The following is a 15,403-nucleotide window of genomic DNA, read 5'->3' as shown; positions in this document are numbered from 1 at the left end:
CCATATCTATGCGCGCATTTTCACGGTGAGTCCGCCATCAACGATGAGGGACTGCCCGGTGACGTACCCGGCCTGCGAAGAAGTGAGAAACGCGATAACACTGGCCACTTCTGCCGGCGTACCCACCCGACCCCAGGGGATGTCCTTGCCGGCTCGTGCGAGGCCGTCCGGTCCCAGCGAATTTACCGGGTCGAGTGACTGCGGAGTTTCGATGAGACCGGGAATGACCGCATTGGCCCGGATGCCCTGCGGCCCCAGTTCAACAGCCACACTGCGAATCAAACCGAGCACGCCGGCTTTCGCCGCCGCGTAGTGGGCATGGCCCTCCCACCCGTAGACCGCGCCGGCGATCGAGGACACCGCCACCATGGCGCCGCCCTCGGTCATGCGTTCGGCTCCGGCACGCAGTGTGCGCAGGACACCAGTGAGGTCGACATCGAGCATGTCGGTCCACCGGGCATCCGTCATGTCGGCGAGGGATGAATGACGCAGAATGCCCGCGTTGGCGACGGCGTAGTCGAGGCGGCCGTATTCGTCTACCGCTCGTTGGGCGAAAGCGTCAACGGATGCCGTGCTTCGCACGTCAACTTCGTGCACGACGGCTTCGCCACCGACGGCGCGCACCAGCCGCAGTGTTTCCTGCGGGTCGTGCGGGTCGCCCGGGAAGGTACCGATGATGCTGCGCACCCCCTCGCCGGCGTAGTGCACGGCGAGGGCCCGGCCGATACCGCTGGCGGCTCCGGTAATTATTGCGACGCGGGGTTCAGGCACGCTGGGTTTTCAGCTCGTTTTCCGGTGCGATAGCGAGGGGAGCTTCTGCCATGGGTTTGGCGGCGATCATGAGCACACCCGAGATGAGGGTGCCCAGGGCGCCGACCCAGAGCGCGGCGGTTCCCGTGTTGGCTCCGGCGGCGACGGCGGTGAATAGCGCGCCGCCGAGGACGATGCCGGGCTGGCTCATCGCGCCGATGAACGCGGTGCCGGTGGCGCGGCAGCTCACCGGGTAGCACTCGGCCATGAAGTACTGAATAGCTGCGTACGGGCCCACCAGAAAGAAAAGGCCAGCACCAAAGCTCGCAACGATGGTCACGGGGCTGTTCGCGAGGGGACTCAACATGATGGTGAAGGCGACCGATGCGAGGATCCAGCCGCTGATGATGGTGCGCTTGCGGCCGATCTTGTCGCCGAGCCACCCGTGGAACACGTAGCCGAAGTAGGCCAGGGCGTTGATGATGATGAGCATCCAGAAGGCATCGGAGAGTTCAATACCCTTGGCGTTCTTAAGAACGGAGCTTCCCAGAATGCTGAAGATCATGATGCCCATGAAGTTGAAGATCCAGGCGAGCGAGAACACGATCGTGTTACGGCGCAGCTTCGGCTCCCAGATGAGCTTGAGTGGTGCGGTCGAGGAGTGCTCGACGCCGTACGACCCGGCGAGCAGGTGGGCTTCTTCGGTGCGCCCGGCCTTCTCGAGTCGGGTGAGTTCACTGTGCAGCTCGAACTGAGGAGTTTCTTTGAGCTTGCGTGCGATGGCCCATACGATGAGCGCTGCGGGGATGGTGGCCATCAAATACAGTGCACGCCAGCCGAAGGTCGGAAGAAAAGCCAGGGCGAGCGCACTGGCGAGCAGAAAGCCGAGCGGCCAGCCGCCCTGAATAAAGGAGTAGCTCAGGCCCGGGCGCTTGCGCTTCTTCTCGTCTTCGGTGACCTGGTAGACCTCGTTCATGTAGGTCGCGTTGACGGCCTGCTCGGAGAAGCCCAGACCGCCAAATGATCGAACGATCACGAGCAACCCACTGCTGAGGAAGGCCATTCCGGTGGGGATGATGGCGGTGAGGCCGGAGACGATGGCCGTGCCACCGACGGTGACCATCATGCCCTTGCGTCGTCCGAGGCGGTCGATGACCGGACCGACGCCGAAGCAGACGATCGCGGTGCCCACGGCGATCCAGGTGTTGATCGCGTAGGCTTCCGGCGCGGTCCAGCCGAAGGATTCCTGCATGGCGGGCAGAAGCGTGCCGAACAGTCCGTAGTCGAAGACGGCAACGGTCCAGGCCAACAGCGCCAGAATCGTGGCGGTGCGGGTCTGCTTCACGGTGAAGGCGGGAAAGCGACGTTTCTCGTTGACGGTCGCCGCCGTGAGATCGAGGGTGGGAGATTTCAGTTTCATACGGAGGGAACCTTTCGGGGGGAACGGGCGAGGAACGAATCTGCAATCTGGTCGAAGGTGTTCCAGCTGACGCCTTCGTGGGAGTTGAAATGCTCGATGAGGCGCTCGAGCATGAGGAGCACTTGCGGGCGTCCGGAGACGTCGGGGTGGATCGTCATCGTGAAGACGGCCTGATCCATTTCGCGGTAGACCCAGTCGAACTGGTCTTTCCACATCTGTTCGATATCGCGTGGGTTCACGAAACCGTGCGAGTTGGGGGCGGCCTTGATGAACATCATGGGGGGCAGGTCATCGAGGTACCAGTTGGCGGGAATCTCGACCAGGTCAGTCTCGGTGCCGCGCACGAGCGGCTCCATCCAGGTTTGAGCGTTCTGGGCGTAGTCGATCTTTTTCCAGCTGTCACCGACGCGCACGTAGTACGGCTCGAAGTCCTTGTGCATGAGCGAGTGGTCGTACTTGATGCCCCGTTCGAGAAGAATTTCGTTCGTCACCGACGAGAATTCCCACCAAGGGGCGACATACCCAGTGGGGCGGCGTCCGGAGACGTTTTCGATCAGTTCGATGGATCGGTCCAGGATCGTGGTCTCCTGTTCGCGGGTCATCGCGATCGGGTTCTCGTGGGAGTAGCCGTGCACGCCCATCTCGTGGCCCGCGGCAACGATCATGCGGGTGAGCTCGGGAAAGGTCTCGATGGAGTGCCCTGGAACGAACCAGGTAGCGGGCAAGTCGTACTTGTCGAACAGGCGAATAAGACGCGGCCCACCGACCTCGCCGCTGAACATGCCGCGGGAGATGTCGCACGGGGAATCTTCGCCGCCGTAGGAACCGAGCATGCCTGCGACAGCGTCGACGTCTACTCCAAATGCAATCTGGATATCTTTTTTCATATCTGTGCCTTTCGTTGCACTAACAAATTTGGTCGGACTCGGTGATGGCTGCCCCGTACAGGGCAAACGCGGCGGCGATCTCGTCACGGTTGCGATCGAGCTGCAGCAGAAGGCTGAGCAAAATCAGCGATTGTGAGGGCCGCAGCAGGCCAGTGGGGATGGCACCGGCCGCGACGAGGTCTCGTCCTCCGCCGGCGCCATAGACCGGGATGACCGGGCCGGCACTCACCCGGGTGCTCGTCACCACGACGGTGCCGGCCGCGGCGGCGGCGGCGACGGCGACGCACAGGGCGGGGTTGCCGTTGCCGCTTCCCGTCGCTTGCAACACGATTCCGCTGGCCCCGGCAGCCACGGATGCCTGCAGCAAGATCCCGTCCGCCCCCGGATAGGCAGACACCACGTCGACGCGTCTGGCCTGGCGGGGCGGGAGGGGCGGGAGCGGGAGCGGGGGCATCCGCTGGTCCTGGCGGGTGATTACGACGTCACCGGTGGCGGTCAGGGAACCGGCCGAGCCAAAGTCGGGGTTGGTGAAGGCATGGAGTGCGAAGGTCTGTGCTTTGCGCACGCCGCGGGCGGGGAATATCTCGCCGGCGAAAACGATCAACACGCCGAGGCCTGCTGCCGCGGGTGATCCAGCGACCGCGATGGCATCGGCGAGGTTGCCGGGACCGTCGGGGTCGGCGGCGTCGGCGGATTTCTGCGCCCCGGTGAAGACGACCGGGCTTACGTGGTCGTGGGTGAGGTCGGCCAGGTAGGCGGTCTCTTCCATCGTGTCAGTGCCGTGCGTGACGACGACCCCCCGCACCGATGGGTCGGCGAGGGCAATCTTGATCTGCGCGCAGATCGCGATCATGTCAACGAGAGTGAGCAGGTAGGATCCCTCACAGGCGACGTCGACGACCCGCACGGGGTAGGCCGGGGCTGTGGCCAGACCGCCGAGAACTTCTGCACCGGCGTCGGCGGCAACCGCGGCGCCACCTTCCGCAGAGCGGGCGCGCGACGAGATGGTTCCACCGGTCGCCAGCAACACCACGTGGGTGCCGGCACGATCTGTCATTATTTTCTCCGGAGGTCGGTACCCAAACGATTGGGTTTCTTGATGCAAGAGTAAATACCCAATGTTTCGGCCGACTGCACGCGTCATTGCGGGTACGTAACGTTCACTACCCAATCGTTTGGGTAGTGAGGTGGTAAAACTATAGAATGAGATCCACAAGCAAGTCAAGCTTCGCATCCGGCTTTCTCGGATAACGGAAACTGGAGACAGCGAAATGACAGGCATCAGACCGGGGTCCGTCACCCTGAAAGATCTGGCCGCCGAACTCGGCCTACACCCGTCGACCGTGTCACGGATCCTGCACGGGAAAGCTGACACGGCACGCGGCGCCGCCGCGCCGGTCACGGCCCAACGTGTGCGTGACCTCGCCAAGAAGGTGGGCTACTCCCCCGACCCCCAAGCTACGAGTCTGCGCACGCGGCGCACGCATCTTCTCGGAGTTATCGTTCCGCGTCTTTCCGACCTCGTGCTTGCGGTTATGTACGAAGGAATCGACGAGGCAGCCGACGACGCCAACTACTCCACATTCGTCATGAACTCTCGCGACGATACATTGATACAGCGGCGCAAGATGGAAATCATGCTGTCTCGGCGAGTAGACGGCCTCATCATCGGTGACGCGCACCTTGACGGCAATATTCTCGACGAGCTCACCGAACGCAAGGTGCCTTTCGTGCTCATGAACCGCGCCATTGCCGGTTTTGCGTCAGCAACCTGCGATGACACCCTTGGCGGAGCTCTGGTGGCGCAGCACCTGTGGGACCAGGGCCACCGCGATGTTTCCATCATCGCTGGTGAACCCTACGCCAGTACTGCAGTCGATCGCACGCACGGCTTCGTCTCCCGGTTTCGCTCGCTCGGCGGAACGATCCCCGAGGGCGCCATCGTGTGGTCGCGCTTCGACACAACGGGCGGGCACACCGCAGCGGATAGCATTCTGCGAGGCACACATCCTCGCCCCAGTGCGATCTTCGCGGTCAACGACTTCGCGGCCATCGGCGCCATGGGCGCGGCAAATTCTCACGGATTGCACGTGGGCCGCGATCTGGCAATTGTCGGATTCAATGACACGTCGCTGGCCGCGCAACTGCCCATCGCGCTGTCGTCGGTGCGATCACCGATGCTCGACATCGGCCGGGTCGCCGTGAAGTTGCTCCTCGGCGTGCTGAACGGAGACGCCGTGGAGTCGGTTCGACTCGCTCCTGTTTTGTGCGTGCGAGACAGCAGTGATTTCACATGGGTGGCGGGATAAAAGGCGGATACTGCCCGAAAACGGTGAGGGTGGCCAGACAGGTGCATCCGGGCGGGGCTGGGGCGGTGGGTGGCAAGATGCCGTCGCATCCGCTTCGCTGGCAAACATTGGTGAAGCCGACAACGCCCTCGACGTTCATGTATTCGGCGATCTTCGGGCGACGCAGGTTGGCGTCGACGAGCAGAACGCGAGCTTCCGCGTCAGACAGGGCGATGTCCAGGTTGGCGCTCGTCGTGCTCTTGCCTTCACCGCCGAGGGAAAATGACGACAAAGGAGCGATCGGCGCGGCCCCGATCAGCTTCTCTTGAACACAGTGAGGGCCCCCGGTCCTTGGATGGTCGCCACGTCAACGTTGACGCTCCTTGGCACATCATCTTGAAATACCTAGGAGCAGTGACCGACTCTTTTTCTCCTCGTTGATCGCCGCCCCGGTGTCCGGAATGTAACGTTAGCGACGGTAGGCACTCACATCGGTGGCCTTGACCGAAAGCCAGACCGTCAAGCCCACCTGCAGGCCGAGGTCGGCAACCGCGGCGGGGGTGAGTTCTGCGATGATCTCGGGGTCGCCGCTCGTGCGCAGGCGCACCCCGCCGGTGCCCGGCTCAATGCCGGTGACCCGGGCCGACCAGACGTTGCGGGGGCTCGCGTGACGGGGCTGTACCGTGTGCACGACAACGGATGCCGGGCGAAAGACGGCCGCGGCGGCTTCTGCGCCGGGGGTTGCAGAGGCGGGAGTTGTGGGCGACAGGGCTGCGGCATCCGCTGGGCGCACCCAGAACGTGCGTCCGTCTGGGGCGACGACCCCGCCGTTCTGCGCGGTGCCCACCACGAGATTGACGCCGGCGAGCGCCGCAACGAAGGGGTTTTGCGGGGCCGCGAGTACCGCTGCGGTCGTGCCTTCGTCGATGAGCGCGCCGTGGTGCAGCACGGCGACGCGGTGGGCGAGCACGACGGCGTCGACGATGTCGTGGGTGACGATGATGGCGCTCGTGCCCGTTTCGCTAAGCTGCTCGCGGATGAGTTGCCGGATGAACGGTGCTGTTTCCGCGTCGAGGGCAGCCATCGGCTCGTCGAGCAGGAGCACTCGCGGGCCGGCCGCGAGGGCTCGGGCGAGGGCGACGCGCTGCTGCTGCCCGCCGGAGAGGGCGCCCGGCAAGCTGCTGCCGAGGCCGGCCAGCCCGACCCGATCGAGCCAGCGGTCGGCCTGCACCCGAGCCTCGGCGGTCTTCAGTCGCGCTCCGCCGACCCGGAACGCGAAGGCCACGTTGGCCCGGGCGCTCAGGTGAGGAAAGAGCAAGGGCTCTTGTCCGAGCAGGCCGATAGTGCGATTTTCGGGGGCCACGAGCCGGCCGGACGCGGTGAGGGTCACACCATCGAGGGTGACGGTTCCGGTGTCGGGGGTGGCGAGTCCGGCGAGCAGATCGAGCACCGTCGATTTGCCCGAGCCGTTCGGGCCGAGCAGGGCCAGCACCTCGCCGGGCGCGAGCGTGAGTTGCACATCGAGGGTGAACGAGCCTCGGGTGAGCTGCAGGTTCGCAGCGAGAACTGCGGTGGCGGCGTCCTGGCAGAGGGCGGCGGTCACGACAGTACGCTCGCTCGGCGGGTTCCGACCAGCACGAGAATGATCACGGCGACCGCGATCAGCAGCAGCGACAGGGCGACGGCCTGGTCGGTCGTGACGCCCGAGCCGTTGAAGGCCGTGTAGATGGCGAGCGGCATGGTGCGGGTGACTCCGGCCTGGTTGCCGGCGAATAGGGCGGTCGCGCCAAATTCGCCGAGGGCGCGGGCGAAGCTCAAAACGGTGCCGGCCAGTAGTCCGGGGCCGACAAGCGGCAGCGTAATGCGGGCGAAGACGGTGCCGCGATGGGCGCCGAGGGTCGCGGCGACCCTCTCGTAGCGGGTGCCGGCGGTGCGCAGCGCGCCCTCGACGGCGATCACGAGAAACGGCAGGGCCACGAAGGTCTGCGCGAGGACGACGGCCGCGGTCGTGAACGGAATGCGCAGCCCGACCAGTTCGAGGGTGCTGCCGAGCACGCCGCCGCGTCCGAGCAGGGAGAGCAGCGCGATGCCGCCGACCAGTGGCGGCAGCACGAGCGGCACGGTCACGAGTGCGCGCAGCAGACCGGCTACCCGCGGCCGCGACCGGGCGATAACGACGGCGAGCGGCACGCCGAACAGCAGGCAGAGCAGCGTCGAAACGGATGCCGTCGCGAGCGAGAGCCCCAGCGGCTGCAGGGCTTCCGGCGAGAGGAGCAGGGAGGGGAGGCGGGGCCAGTCGACCTTGAACAGCAGGCCGGCGAGCGGCAGCACGAGCAGGGCGAGGCCGATGCTCGCGGGCAGGTAGAGCAGGCGCGGAATCATGCGCGACCGTGCCCGGTGCTCGGGCCAGAGGGCGTGACGTGTCTGAGCATTGCTTTCCGGTCCCGGGCCCGGAAAGCGGGCCCATGTTCGATCATGGGCCGGGTTGCATAAGGTGGGCCCAGGCGGGCGATCCCGTATCCGCGAACGGTTGCCGTTTCGTCGCAGCCTGCGATGTGCCGCGGGAGGTTTCTCCCGTTCCGGGCCCGGGCCCGGTCGGTGGGCCCATGTTCTATCCTGGGCCCGGTTTCCGGGCCCAGGCCCGGTCGGCATGAAACGCTCACGGGGCGAGAAATCCGTGAGCGGCGAGCACGGACTGCCCCGCCGGCGAGAGCACGAGGTCAACGAAAGCTTGGGCCGCCTCGGCGTGCGCGCTGCCCGCCACGACCGCGATCGGATAGTGCCCGATGACCGCGTCGGCTCCGGCCGGGGTCCGGCCGTCGATGCGGCCGGGGTTGGCGGCGACATCCGTCGCGTAGACGAGGCCGGCATCCGCTTCGCCGCCGGCGATTTTGGTAACGACGGCCGTCACATTCTGTTCCTCGCTGGCGGGCGTGAGAGTGACACCGGCGTTGGCGAGCAGGGCAGCGGCTGCCGCACCGCACGGCACCTGCGCCGCGCACAGCACGGTGATCACGCCGGGGCGGGCCAGATCTTCGAGGGTGTCGATCTGCAGCGGGTTGCCCGGTGTGACCGCGATGCGCAGGGTGTTGCCGGCGAACACGGTGGCCGGGCCGACGAGCCCGTCGTCGGTCAGCGGCTGCAGGTTCTTCTGGTCGGCGCTCGCGAACACGTCGGCCGGGGCGCCGGCGGCGATCTGGGTGGCGAGGGTGGAAGATCCGTCGTAGGTGAGCTGCACATCGACGGCCGGATTCTGCTGCTCGAGCAGTGTCGCGAGTTCGTCGAAGGCGCCGGTGAGCGACGCGGCGGCATAAACACTCAGAGTTTGGGACTCGAGATCAGTGCCCGCGGCAGCCGAGTCGGTTGCCCCGGTATCTGTGGCGGTCGAGAGTGCACAACCGGTGAGGGCCAGGGCGAGCACGGCCAGAACGGCGAGGGCCTGGGGGAGGCGGGTCACGGCATCCGTCCCGGAGTTTCGACGATCACATTGGTGGCCTTGATCACGGCAACGCTGAGCGACCCTACCTCGAGCCCGAGTTCGCGCACGGCCTCGCTCGACATGAGCGAGACGACGCGGTGCGGGCCACACTGCAGCTCGACCTGAGCCATGACCGTGTCCATGGTGATGGCCGTGACGATGCCGACGAAGCGGTTGCGGGCGCTGCGGCCCACGCTCGACGGGTCTGCCGGGGTGCTCGCCTGGTCGACGGCGAAGGCGGCGAGCGCCGCTCCGTCAACCGCGAGGCGACCGGATGCATCGGCATCCGCCACGAGACGGCCACCGTCGACCCAGCGGCGCACGGTGTCGTCACTAACGCCGAGCAGCTCGGCGGCCTCACTGATCCGATATTGCGTCATGAATTGCACGATAGCACCGTATCTGCGGTTTTGACCCGCTGTCTGGGGCCCTGTCTTCGCGATCGGCCGTGGCTAATTCAGGAAGCCACCGAGTGAGCCCGACCACCGGGGCATAACTCCTGCAAATTGATCGCGGCGGTCGGCCAATCCCCCGTAAATACGGGCATCGCACTGCCGGGAGCGAGAAATTGCAGGAGTTAGGCGCCGGCGACCCGGGACGGATGGGGTTCGTGACATCACGCTGGACGGATGGGAAGGCAGAGGAGAGCGCGCGGGATGGGTGGCCGAGGGGCCGCGCAACGCCTAGCGTTAAGCCATGGCCATTCCTCCCCTCGTTGAGCCCGTTGACCGCCTCAGCGCATCCGAATCCGTGCGGACCGCTCGCCAGCGCCGCCTCCCCCAGCTCAACGAACTCGGCCAGCGCCGCCTCGCCAACGCTCGGGTTCTCGTGCTCGGCGCCGGCGGGCTCGGCTCCCCCGCGCTGCTCTACCTCGCGGCAGCGGGCGTCGGCACCATCGGTATCGTCGATGGCGACGACGTGGAACCGAGCAACCTCCAGCGCCAGATCGTTCACGGTCAAGCGGATGTCGGTCGCCCCAAGGTAGACAGCGCCGCCGAGCGTATCGCCGAGATCGCCCCGGAGACCACCGTCGTTCGGCACGCCGAGCGTCTGGTCGCGAATAACGCCGCCGAGATCCTGGGCGGCTACGACGTGGTCATCGACGGCACCGACAACTTTCCGACCCGGTTCCTCGTGAACGACACCTGCGCGCGGCTCGGACTGCCGCTGGTGTGGGCATCCGTTTTGCGATTCGATGCCCAGCTTTCGGTGTTCTGGGCCACGCCGCCGGCGAGCTCAGGCGTCACCGGAGTGCACCTGCGCGATCTGTTTCCGACACCGCCGGCCGACGGTGAAGTGCCCAACTGCGCCGATGCCGGCGTGCTCGGCGCTCTCTGCGGCCAGGTCGGATCGCTCATGGCGACCGAAACCATCAAACTCATCACCGGAATCGGCTCCCCGCTGATCGGCCGGGTGCTCGTGATCGATGCCCTGTCCGGCCGATTCAGCGAGATTCCATTGGTCGGAACCGGCATCGCCGCCGAGCCGACCGCTGCCGAGGTCGCGGCCGAGCTCGCGGCCGAAACCGCCCGCGTCGCCGCAGAGAATACCGCCGAGGTTTCGGGTGCCGAACTCGTGGAACGTCTCGAGGCCCAACGCGCCGGAAACGACAACTTTCTCGTGCTGGACGTGCGCGAGCCGAACGAGAATGCCGAGAGTTCCATTCCGACGGCCCGACTACTGCCGCTCGGCGAGCTCCTCACCGACGGGGTACTCTCCGATACCGGCCGGGCCGCCCTCCCGGTGGAGACTCCGCTGATCGTGCACTGCCACGCCGGGGGGCGAGCCGCGCGCGCTGCTGCCGCGCTCCGCGAGGCCGGATTCACCGACGTCTCCGTGCTCACCGGCGGGATCGTGGCCTGGGACGACCTCGTCACGGCCGGACGCGCGCCCGGCATCGGCAGCCGCTGGCCGTCCCTCGAGCCGACTCCGACCGGGCGCCACGCGTCGGCTCCGGATAACAGGGCAGCGCCCGCCAGCCCGACAGCCACAACTAGCCGATGACCGAGACGAATCTGCCCGGCGCGACGGCCGTGCCAAACGAATTCTTGGTTCGACCTGCGCAGGCTGAAGGCGCGCACGCCGCTCATCGCGACCACACGCATTCCGACAGAGCGGATGCCTGCGCGCCGGCCGCATCCGCTCGCACCGTCGCCGAACAACTGGCGGTGATTCTGGCCGACCTGAAGCCGCTGGTGCCGGTGCGCGTGCCGCTCGACGCCGCGCGCGGCCTGGTGCTCGCCGAGGACGTGCTGTCAGCGACCGATACTCCTCCGTTCGACAACTCCGCGATGGACGGCTACGCCGTTATCCGCGCCGATCTGCTCGGCGCCTCGGCGCAGAACCCGATCAACCTGCCCGTCGTCGCCGACCTGGCCGCCGGCACCGCCGAGAACCCACACCTGATGCCCGGGCAAGTCGCGCGCATTATGACGGGCGCGCCGATTCCCGACGGAGCGGATGCCGTCGTTCCGATCGAAGACACCGACCAGGGCACCGACCGGGTCACCATCGTGCGCGCTCCCACGGCCGCAGCGCACGTGCGCCGCGCCGGCGAAGACGCCCACGCCGGGGACCGCGTGCTGGGCGCGGGAAGCGTGCTCTGGCCGACCCGGGTCGCCGCAGCGGCGAGCGCCGGAACCAGCTCTGTGCTGGTGCACCCGGCGCCGCGCGTCGCGGTCATCTCCACCGGCAGCGAACTCGTCACCCCCGGCAGCCCGACCCGGCGCGGTCAGATTCCCGACTCCAATTCCTTTCTGCTGGCGGCGGCCGTCACCGAAGCCGGCGGCGTTGCCATTCGGGTGGGCGCCGTGCCCGACGACGACGACACGTTGCGCGCGTTGCTCACCGACCTGGCCGGAACGGTCGACGTGATCGTGCTCTCCGGCGGCGTCAGTGTCGGAGCGTACGACGTGGTCAAAGCCGTACTACAACCCCTCGGCACCGTGCACTTCGGACCGGTGAAGATGCAACCCGGCAAGCCCCAGGGGTTCGGACGCTGGCCCGCTACCGAAAACGTGCCCGGACCGCTCATCTTCGCCCTGCCCGGCAACCCGGTCAGCGCCTACGTGTCGTTCGAAGTGTTCGTGCGCCCCGCGCTGCGCCGCCTGCTCGGGCACCCGGAGCTGCACCGCCGCACCATCACGGCGACCGTCGCCGACGGCTGGAATTCCCCACCCGGACGCGCCCAGTACATGCCCGTCATCGTCACGCACCGTACCGATTCTGGAACCGAGACCGGGACTGACACCGACACCGACGGAACCCGAGACGGAACCCACATCGAGGTGCGCCCGGCCTCCCGCGGCGGGTCGGGTTCGCACCTCGTCGCCGGGCTGGCGCAGGCAACTGGTCTTGCCATCGTGTCCGAAGACACGACTCACGTTCGCGGCGGCGACCTCATCACTGTCATGCTGTCATCATGACGCACACCACCGATATTCCCGACGCGACAGTGCCCACCCAGCCGTTCACCCACCTCGACTCGGCCGGACAAGCCCGCATGGTCGACGTCACCAACAAAGTTCCGACCGTTCGCAGTGCCACCGCGGCGGGCTTCGTGCGCTGCGGTGCCACGGTGATCGCGGCGCTCCGCGACGGCACGGCTCCCAAGGGCGATGTGCTCGCCGTGGCCCGCATCGCCGGAATCCAGGGCGCCAAGAAGACCGCCGACCTGCTCCCCCTCGCCCACGTCATCGGCGTGCACGGCGCCGTCGTCGACCTGATCGTCGAGGATGACCGGGTGAGCATCACCGCGACCGTGCGCACCGCAGACCGCACCGGCGTCGAGATGGAGGCGTTCACCGCCGTCTCGGTCGCGGCTCTCGCCATCGTCGATATGGTCAAGGGCCTCGACAAGTCCGTCACGATCGAGAACGTGCGTCTGCTCTCCAAGAGTGGTGGCAAGTCCGGCGACTGGCTGCGCAGCCAAGGCTAAGCGGATGCTCCCTCCCGTGACCGCGCCCGATACGGGTAGCCGCTACGCCGGTTACCGTAGCGCGCACCCATATCGGGCGCGGTCGTGCCCAGGGCACGCCTCATGAGCCCACTTCCGGCACTCACCATCGACCTCATCGTGCTCGCGGGCGGGCGTGGCAGCCGCCTCGGCGGCGCGCTCAAACCCGCAGTCGAGGTGGCCGGGCGCACCCTGCTCTCCAGGGTGCTCGACGCCCGACCGGTCGCCCGGCACACCGTCGTTGTCGGCCCGCCCGCAGCGGTGCCCGCCGCCGACACGCCTCCGCTCGCCGCGCACCCCGCACCCTCGACAGGTGCACCTGCACCCGCACCCGATCCCAATCTCGCGTCGCCCACGGCCACGGCACTAACCCCCGCAGCCGCAACGCCCGCCGCCGCTACCGCCATGCCGTCCGCACTGATCTGGGCACTCGAAGACCCACCGTTCGGCGGCCCGGTAGCCGGAATCGCGGCCGGCCTCGCCGCGCTCGAGGCGCACGGCGCAGCACACGTCGAAGTACACTGCGAGGCACACGGCGGGACCAAGGTCGAAGCGAACGTTGACGCGCCCGCCACCTGGCTGCTCGTGCTCGCCTGCGATCTTCCGTGGGGAGCGGATGCTGCGCGCCTGCTGGTCGCCGCGGCATCCGCTCTGGAGGATATCGGTGAACAGGCCGACGGTGTGCACCTCACCGATTACACCGGCCACGCCCAGTGGCTCGCCGGAATCTACCGGGCGCCCGCCCTGCGCGCGGCCGTGGACCGCCTCGGCGATCGCGTCAACGGCGCCAGCATGCGGAACCTACTGTCGGGGCTGAAGCTCATAGGGCTGATGGACGAATCCGAAACCGGGGTCGACGTCGACACGTGGCAGGATGTTGAGAGCAGCACCGCGCGTTTGACCGGTGTACCCGACGCACGACCCGAGGAGTGACCAGAATGAGTTCAGCACCGCTGCCTCCCGAAGCGCTCGACGACTGGCTGACCGCCCTCGCCGACCGGCTCCAGCTCGATCCGGCCGACGTGCCGGTCGGCGACCTGCTCGACGTGGCCCGCGACGTGGCCCACAATGTGGCCCGGCCGGCTGCACCACTCAGCACCTTTCTGATCGGCCTCGCAGCCGCGAAGAATGGGGGTACCGGTGCCTCAATTGAGGCCGCCTGCGCCGCCGCGAGCGAACTCGCCCTCGACTGGACTCCCGAAAAACTGTGATGGCGACCCTGCGGTTCTTCGCCGGAGCGGCCGAAGCCGCCCAGACCGAAACGGCCACGCTCGATGCCGGCACGATCGGCGAGCTGCGCGCCGAACTCGGCGAACGCTACGGCAGCGAGTTCGTGCGCGTGCTCGGCCTCTGCTCGCTGCTGGTGAACGGCGCCCGCGCCGCCGATGACACCGTTGCGCTCGCGCCGACCGACACCGTTGACGTCCTCCCGCCCTTCGCCGGCGGCTAAGTACCAGGGGCTCCCCGCATAACTGCGGAGAATTTCGCCCAACGGCCCCGATCAGCCGCCGAAACAGCGATCTCCGCGATTCTGAACGGTACCCGCGAAGTAGCGCTGTCGGCGAGGCTACAAACCGACCCAGGAGTGCGTTCCGTCGACCTCGTATTGCTTCTTCCAGATCGGGACCTCTGCCTTGACGGCCTCGACGAGGGCTTCGCAGGCCGCAAAGGCGTCGCCGCGGTGGGCGCTCGCGACCGCAGCCACGAGGGCGAGGTCGCCGACCTCAAGGTGTCCGATGCGATGACTGACCGCCAATACGACCAGCGGATGCTGCGTCAACACCCGCTCGGCAATCTCACCGATAATGCGCCCCGCGTCGGGATGCGCGCTATAGTCCAGGCCCGTGACGCGCCCGAGCGCATCGGGATCGTGGTCCCGCACCTGTCCGATGAACGTCACCACGGCACCGTGGGAAACGCCCGAAACGGCCGAAACGTGCTCGGTGACGTCGAGCAGCGACTCGGTTACACGGGCGAAGCCGAGCGATGCGCGGCCCACACCCGAAGAACCCGCGGCCGAGAAATCCGCGTCCGATGCACGTGCCCCCATCAGTGGTCGCCTCCGTCGAGCTGGTCGATGATGTGCCGCACGAGCGGCGCGAGTATGGCCACACCGTCCCGCACCGCGCCAACTGAACCCGGCAGGTTCACCACCAGGGCTCCGTTGTTGCCAGCCGAATCGGCGATGCCGGCTATGCCGCGGGACAGCACCGCGGTGGGAATCGTCGCGACGCTGATCGCGCGCATCCGCTCGGAAATGCCCGGAAGAATCGTGTGCAGCACCGTCGCCGTGCCCTCGGGCGTCAGGTCGCGCGCCGATACGCCGGTGCCACCGGTCGTCACGACCAGGCGGGAGCCGTCAGCGAGCGCCGCCGAAATAGAGCCAGCCACACTTTCAATTCCGTCGGGGACGACCCGGGGCGGCCCGCACGGAATGCCGACCTCGCCGAGCGCATCGACGACGGCCGGGCCGGACCTGTCTTCGCGTTCGCCGCGCGAACAGCGATCAGACACGGTGATCACGACGGCCCCGAGTTCGGCCCCAAGTTTGAGCTGAGTTTTCACCGTTCTAGAGTACCGCGGCCCGCCCGGGGAGAATCGGATGCCGGCGACCCCAGACCCGGT

The 15,403-nt window shown here is 67.2% G+C and carries 18 protein-coding genes; 7 read left to right on the top strand and 11 right to left on the bottom strand.

Features of this window, described 5'->3' with window-relative positions; genetic code table 11:
• Nucleotides 1-6: 6 nt before the first annotated feature.
• The 4 genes from E3T41_RS09360 to E3T41_RS09345 are packed head-to-tail and all read right to left on the bottom strand — an operon-like array spanning nt 7 to nt 4,114.
• On the bottom strand, nt 7-771 hold the full coding sequence (locus tag E3T41_RS09360) for an SDR family NAD(P)-dependent oxidoreductase (protein ID WP_104131743.1): 765 nt from the start codon (nt 769-771) through the stop codon (nt 7-9).
• Nucleotides 764-2,170 carry an MFS transporter gene (locus E3T41_RS09355; protein ID WP_092448259.1) on the bottom strand — a complete coding sequence of 469 codons (1,407 nt, stop codon included), beginning with the start codon at nt 2,168-2,170 and terminating at the stop codon, nt 764-766. The genes E3T41_RS09360 and E3T41_RS09355 overlap by 8 nt, the downstream gene beginning before the upstream one ends.
• The gene (locus E3T41_RS09350) at nt 2,167-3,057 is read right to left on the bottom strand and encodes a polysaccharide deacetylase (protein WP_092448260.1); all 891 of its coding nucleotides are present in this window, start codon (nt 3,055-3,057) and stop codon (nt 2,167-2,169) included. Before E3T41_RS09350 ends, E3T41_RS09355 begins: the two co-directional genes overlap by 4 nt.
• 19 nt (nt 3,058-3,076) lie before the next feature.
• Complete coding sequence (locus E3T41_RS09345) at nt 3,077-4,114, bottom strand: asparaginase (protein ID WP_134478249.1); 1,038 nt, start codon at nt 4,112-4,114, stop codon at nt 3,077-3,079.
• Between the two features lie 214 nt (nt 4,115-4,328).
• Here E3T41_RS09345 and E3T41_RS09340 point away from each other — a divergent pair, with 214 nt between their 5' ends.
• Nucleotides 4,329-5,366: a LacI family DNA-binding transcriptional regulator gene (locus E3T41_RS09340; protein ID WP_092448261.1), complete on the top strand. Its 1,038-nt coding sequence runs from the start codon at nt 4,329-4,331 to the stop codon at nt 5,364-5,366.
• Here E3T41_RS09340 and E3T41_RS09335 read toward each other — a convergent pair.
• The 5 genes from E3T41_RS09335 to E3T41_RS09315 all read right to left on the bottom strand — a co-directional run bounded on the left by E3T41_RS09335 (nt 5,347) and on the right by E3T41_RS09315 (nt 9,203).
• Nucleotides 5,347-5,637, bottom strand: a complete 291-nt coding sequence (locus tag E3T41_RS09335; protein ID WP_233194968.1) for a hypothetical protein — start codon at nt 5,635-5,637, stop codon at nt 5,347-5,349. The genes E3T41_RS09340 and E3T41_RS09335 overlap by 20 nt on opposite strands.
• Nucleotides 5,638-5,814: 177 nt before the next feature.
• A complete protein-coding gene (locus E3T41_RS09330; protein ID WP_134478245.1) occupies nt 5,815-6,948 on the bottom strand; it encodes a sulfate/molybdate ABC transporter ATP-binding protein in 1,134 nt (377 codons plus the stop codon).
• The gene (locus tag E3T41_RS09325) at nt 6,945-7,727 is read right to left on the bottom strand and encodes an ABC transporter permease (protein WP_092448264.1); all 783 of its coding nucleotides are present in this window, start codon (nt 7,725-7,727) and stop codon (nt 6,945-6,947) included. Before E3T41_RS09325 ends, E3T41_RS09330 begins: the two co-directional genes overlap by 4 nt.
• 277 nt (nt 7,728-8,004) lie before the next feature.
• Entirely contained in the window at nt 8,005-8,802 is a 798-nt protein-coding gene (modA, locus tag E3T41_RS09320) for a molybdate ABC transporter substrate-binding protein (protein ID WP_134478243.1), read from the bottom strand.
• Nucleotides 8,799-9,203 (bottom strand): molybdopterin-binding protein, encoded by a 405-nt coding sequence (locus E3T41_RS09315; protein WP_092448266.1) that lies wholly within the window; start codon nt 9,201-9,203, stop codon nt 8,799-8,801. Before E3T41_RS09315 ends, modA begins: the two co-directional genes overlap by 4 nt.
• 316 nt (nt 9,204-9,519) lie before the next feature.
• Between E3T41_RS09315 and E3T41_RS09310 the strand changes: the two genes are divergently transcribed.
• The 6 genes from E3T41_RS09310 (at nt 9,520) to E3T41_RS09285 (ending at nt 14,228) form a co-directional block, all read left to right on the top strand.
• Complete coding sequence (locus E3T41_RS09310; protein WP_092448267.1) at nt 9,520-10,827, top strand: ThiF family adenylyltransferase; 1,308 nt, start codon at nt 9,520-9,522, stop codon at nt 10,825-10,827.
• The gene (glp, locus tag E3T41_RS09305; protein WP_134478241.1) at nt 10,824-12,248 is read left to right on the top strand and encodes a gephyrin-like molybdotransferase Glp; all 1,425 of its coding nucleotides are present in this window, start codon (nt 10,824-10,826) and stop codon (nt 12,246-12,248) included. Before E3T41_RS09310 ends, glp begins: the two co-directional genes overlap by 4 nt.
• Nucleotides 12,245-12,760, top strand: a complete 516-nt coding sequence (gene moaC, locus E3T41_RS09300) for a cyclic pyranopterin monophosphate synthase MoaC (RefSeq protein ID WP_092448269.1) — start codon at nt 12,245-12,247, stop codon at nt 12,758-12,760. Before glp ends, moaC begins: the two co-directional genes overlap by 4 nt.
• Before the next feature lie 102 nt (nt 12,761-12,862).
• Complete coding sequence (locus E3T41_RS09295; protein ID WP_134478239.1) at nt 12,863-13,711, top strand: molybdenum cofactor guanylyltransferase; 849 nt, start codon at nt 12,863-12,865, stop codon at nt 13,709-13,711.
• Nucleotides 13,712-13,716: 5 nt separating this feature from the next.
• Nucleotides 13,717-13,989, top strand: a complete 273-nt coding sequence (locus tag E3T41_RS09290; protein ID WP_092448271.1) for a DUF6457 domain-containing protein — start codon at nt 13,717-13,719, stop codon at nt 13,987-13,989.
• Nucleotides 13,989-14,228: a MoaD/ThiS family protein gene (locus E3T41_RS09285; protein WP_092448272.1), complete on the top strand. Its 240-nt coding sequence runs from the start codon at nt 13,989-13,991 to the stop codon at nt 14,226-14,228. Before E3T41_RS09290 ends, E3T41_RS09285 begins: the two co-directional genes overlap by 1 nt.
• A 117-nt stretch (nt 14,229-14,345) precedes the next feature.
• On the opposite strand, the gene E3T41_RS09280 is transcribed toward E3T41_RS09285, so the two are convergent.
• Both E3T41_RS09280 and E3T41_RS09275 read right to left on the bottom strand, forming a co-directional pair.
• Nucleotides 14,346-14,828: a molybdenum cofactor biosynthesis protein MoaE gene (locus tag E3T41_RS09280; protein WP_104131739.1), complete on the bottom strand. Its 483-nt coding sequence runs from the start codon at nt 14,826-14,828 to the stop codon at nt 14,346-14,348.
• Nucleotides 14,828-15,343 carry a molybdenum cofactor biosynthesis protein B gene (locus E3T41_RS09275; RefSeq protein WP_134478237.1) on the bottom strand — a complete coding sequence of 172 codons (516 nt, stop codon included), beginning with the start codon at nt 15,341-15,343 and terminating at the stop codon, nt 14,828-14,830. The genes E3T41_RS09280 and E3T41_RS09275 overlap by 1 nt, the downstream gene beginning before the upstream one ends.
• Nucleotides 15,344-15,403 lie beyond the last annotated feature (60 nt).

Source organism: Cryobacterium sp. Hh38 (genome assembly GCF_004403235.1).
Lineage (GTDB): Bacteria > Actinomycetota > Actinomycetes > Actinomycetales > Microbacteriaceae > Cryobacterium > Cryobacterium levicorallinum.
Note: the sequence above shows the minus strand (reverse complement) of the source record. Positions and strands in the feature narration are given on the sequence as shown.

Coding starts and splice junctions, on each gene's coding strand:
- E3T41_RS09355 (WP_092448259.1), bottom strand. CDS start 2,170: ATGAAACTGAAATCTCCCACCCTCGATCTCACGGCGGCGACCGTCAAC.
- E3T41_RS09285 (WP_092448272.1), top strand. CDS start 13,989: ATGGCGACCCTGCGGTTCTTCGCCGGAGCGGCCGAAGCCGCCCAGACC.
- E3T41_RS09310 (WP_092448267.1), top strand. CDS start 9,520: ATGGCCATTCCTCCCCTCGTTGAGCCCGTTGACCGCCTCAGCGCATCC.
- glp (WP_134478241.1), top strand. CDS start 10,824: ATGACCGAGACGAATCTGCCCGGCGCGACGGCCGTGCCAAACGAATTC.
- E3T41_RS09295 (WP_134478239.1), top strand. CDS start 12,863: ATGAGCCCACTTCCGGCACTCACCATCGACCTCATCGTGCTCGCGGGC.
- E3T41_RS09290 (WP_092448271.1), top strand. CDS start 13,717: ATGAGTTCAGCACCGCTGCCTCCCGAAGCGCTCGACGACTGGCTGACC.
- moaC (WP_092448269.1), top strand. CDS start 12,245: ATGACGCACACCACCGATATTCCCGACGCGACAGTGCCCACCCAGCCG.
- E3T41_RS09350 (WP_092448260.1), bottom strand. CDS start 3,057: ATGAAAAAAGATATCCAGATTGCATTTGGAGTAGACGTCGACGCTGTC.
- E3T41_RS09280 (WP_104131739.1), bottom strand. CDS start 14,828: ATGGGGGCACGTGCATCGGACGCGGATTTCTCGGCCGCGGGTTCTTCG.
- E3T41_RS09325 (WP_092448264.1), bottom strand. CDS start 7,727: ATGATTCCGCGCCTGCTCTACCTGCCCGCGAGCATCGGCCTCGCCCTG.
- E3T41_RS09315 (WP_092448266.1), bottom strand. CDS start 9,203: ATGACGCAATATCGGATCAGTGAGGCCGCCGAGCTGCTCGGCGTTAGT.
- E3T41_RS09345 (WP_134478249.1), bottom strand. CDS start 4,114: ATGACAGATCGTGCCGGCACCCACGTGGTGTTGCTGGCGACCGGTGGA.
- E3T41_RS09340 (WP_092448261.1), top strand. CDS start 4,329: ATGACAGGCATCAGACCGGGGTCCGTCACCCTGAAAGATCTGGCCGCC.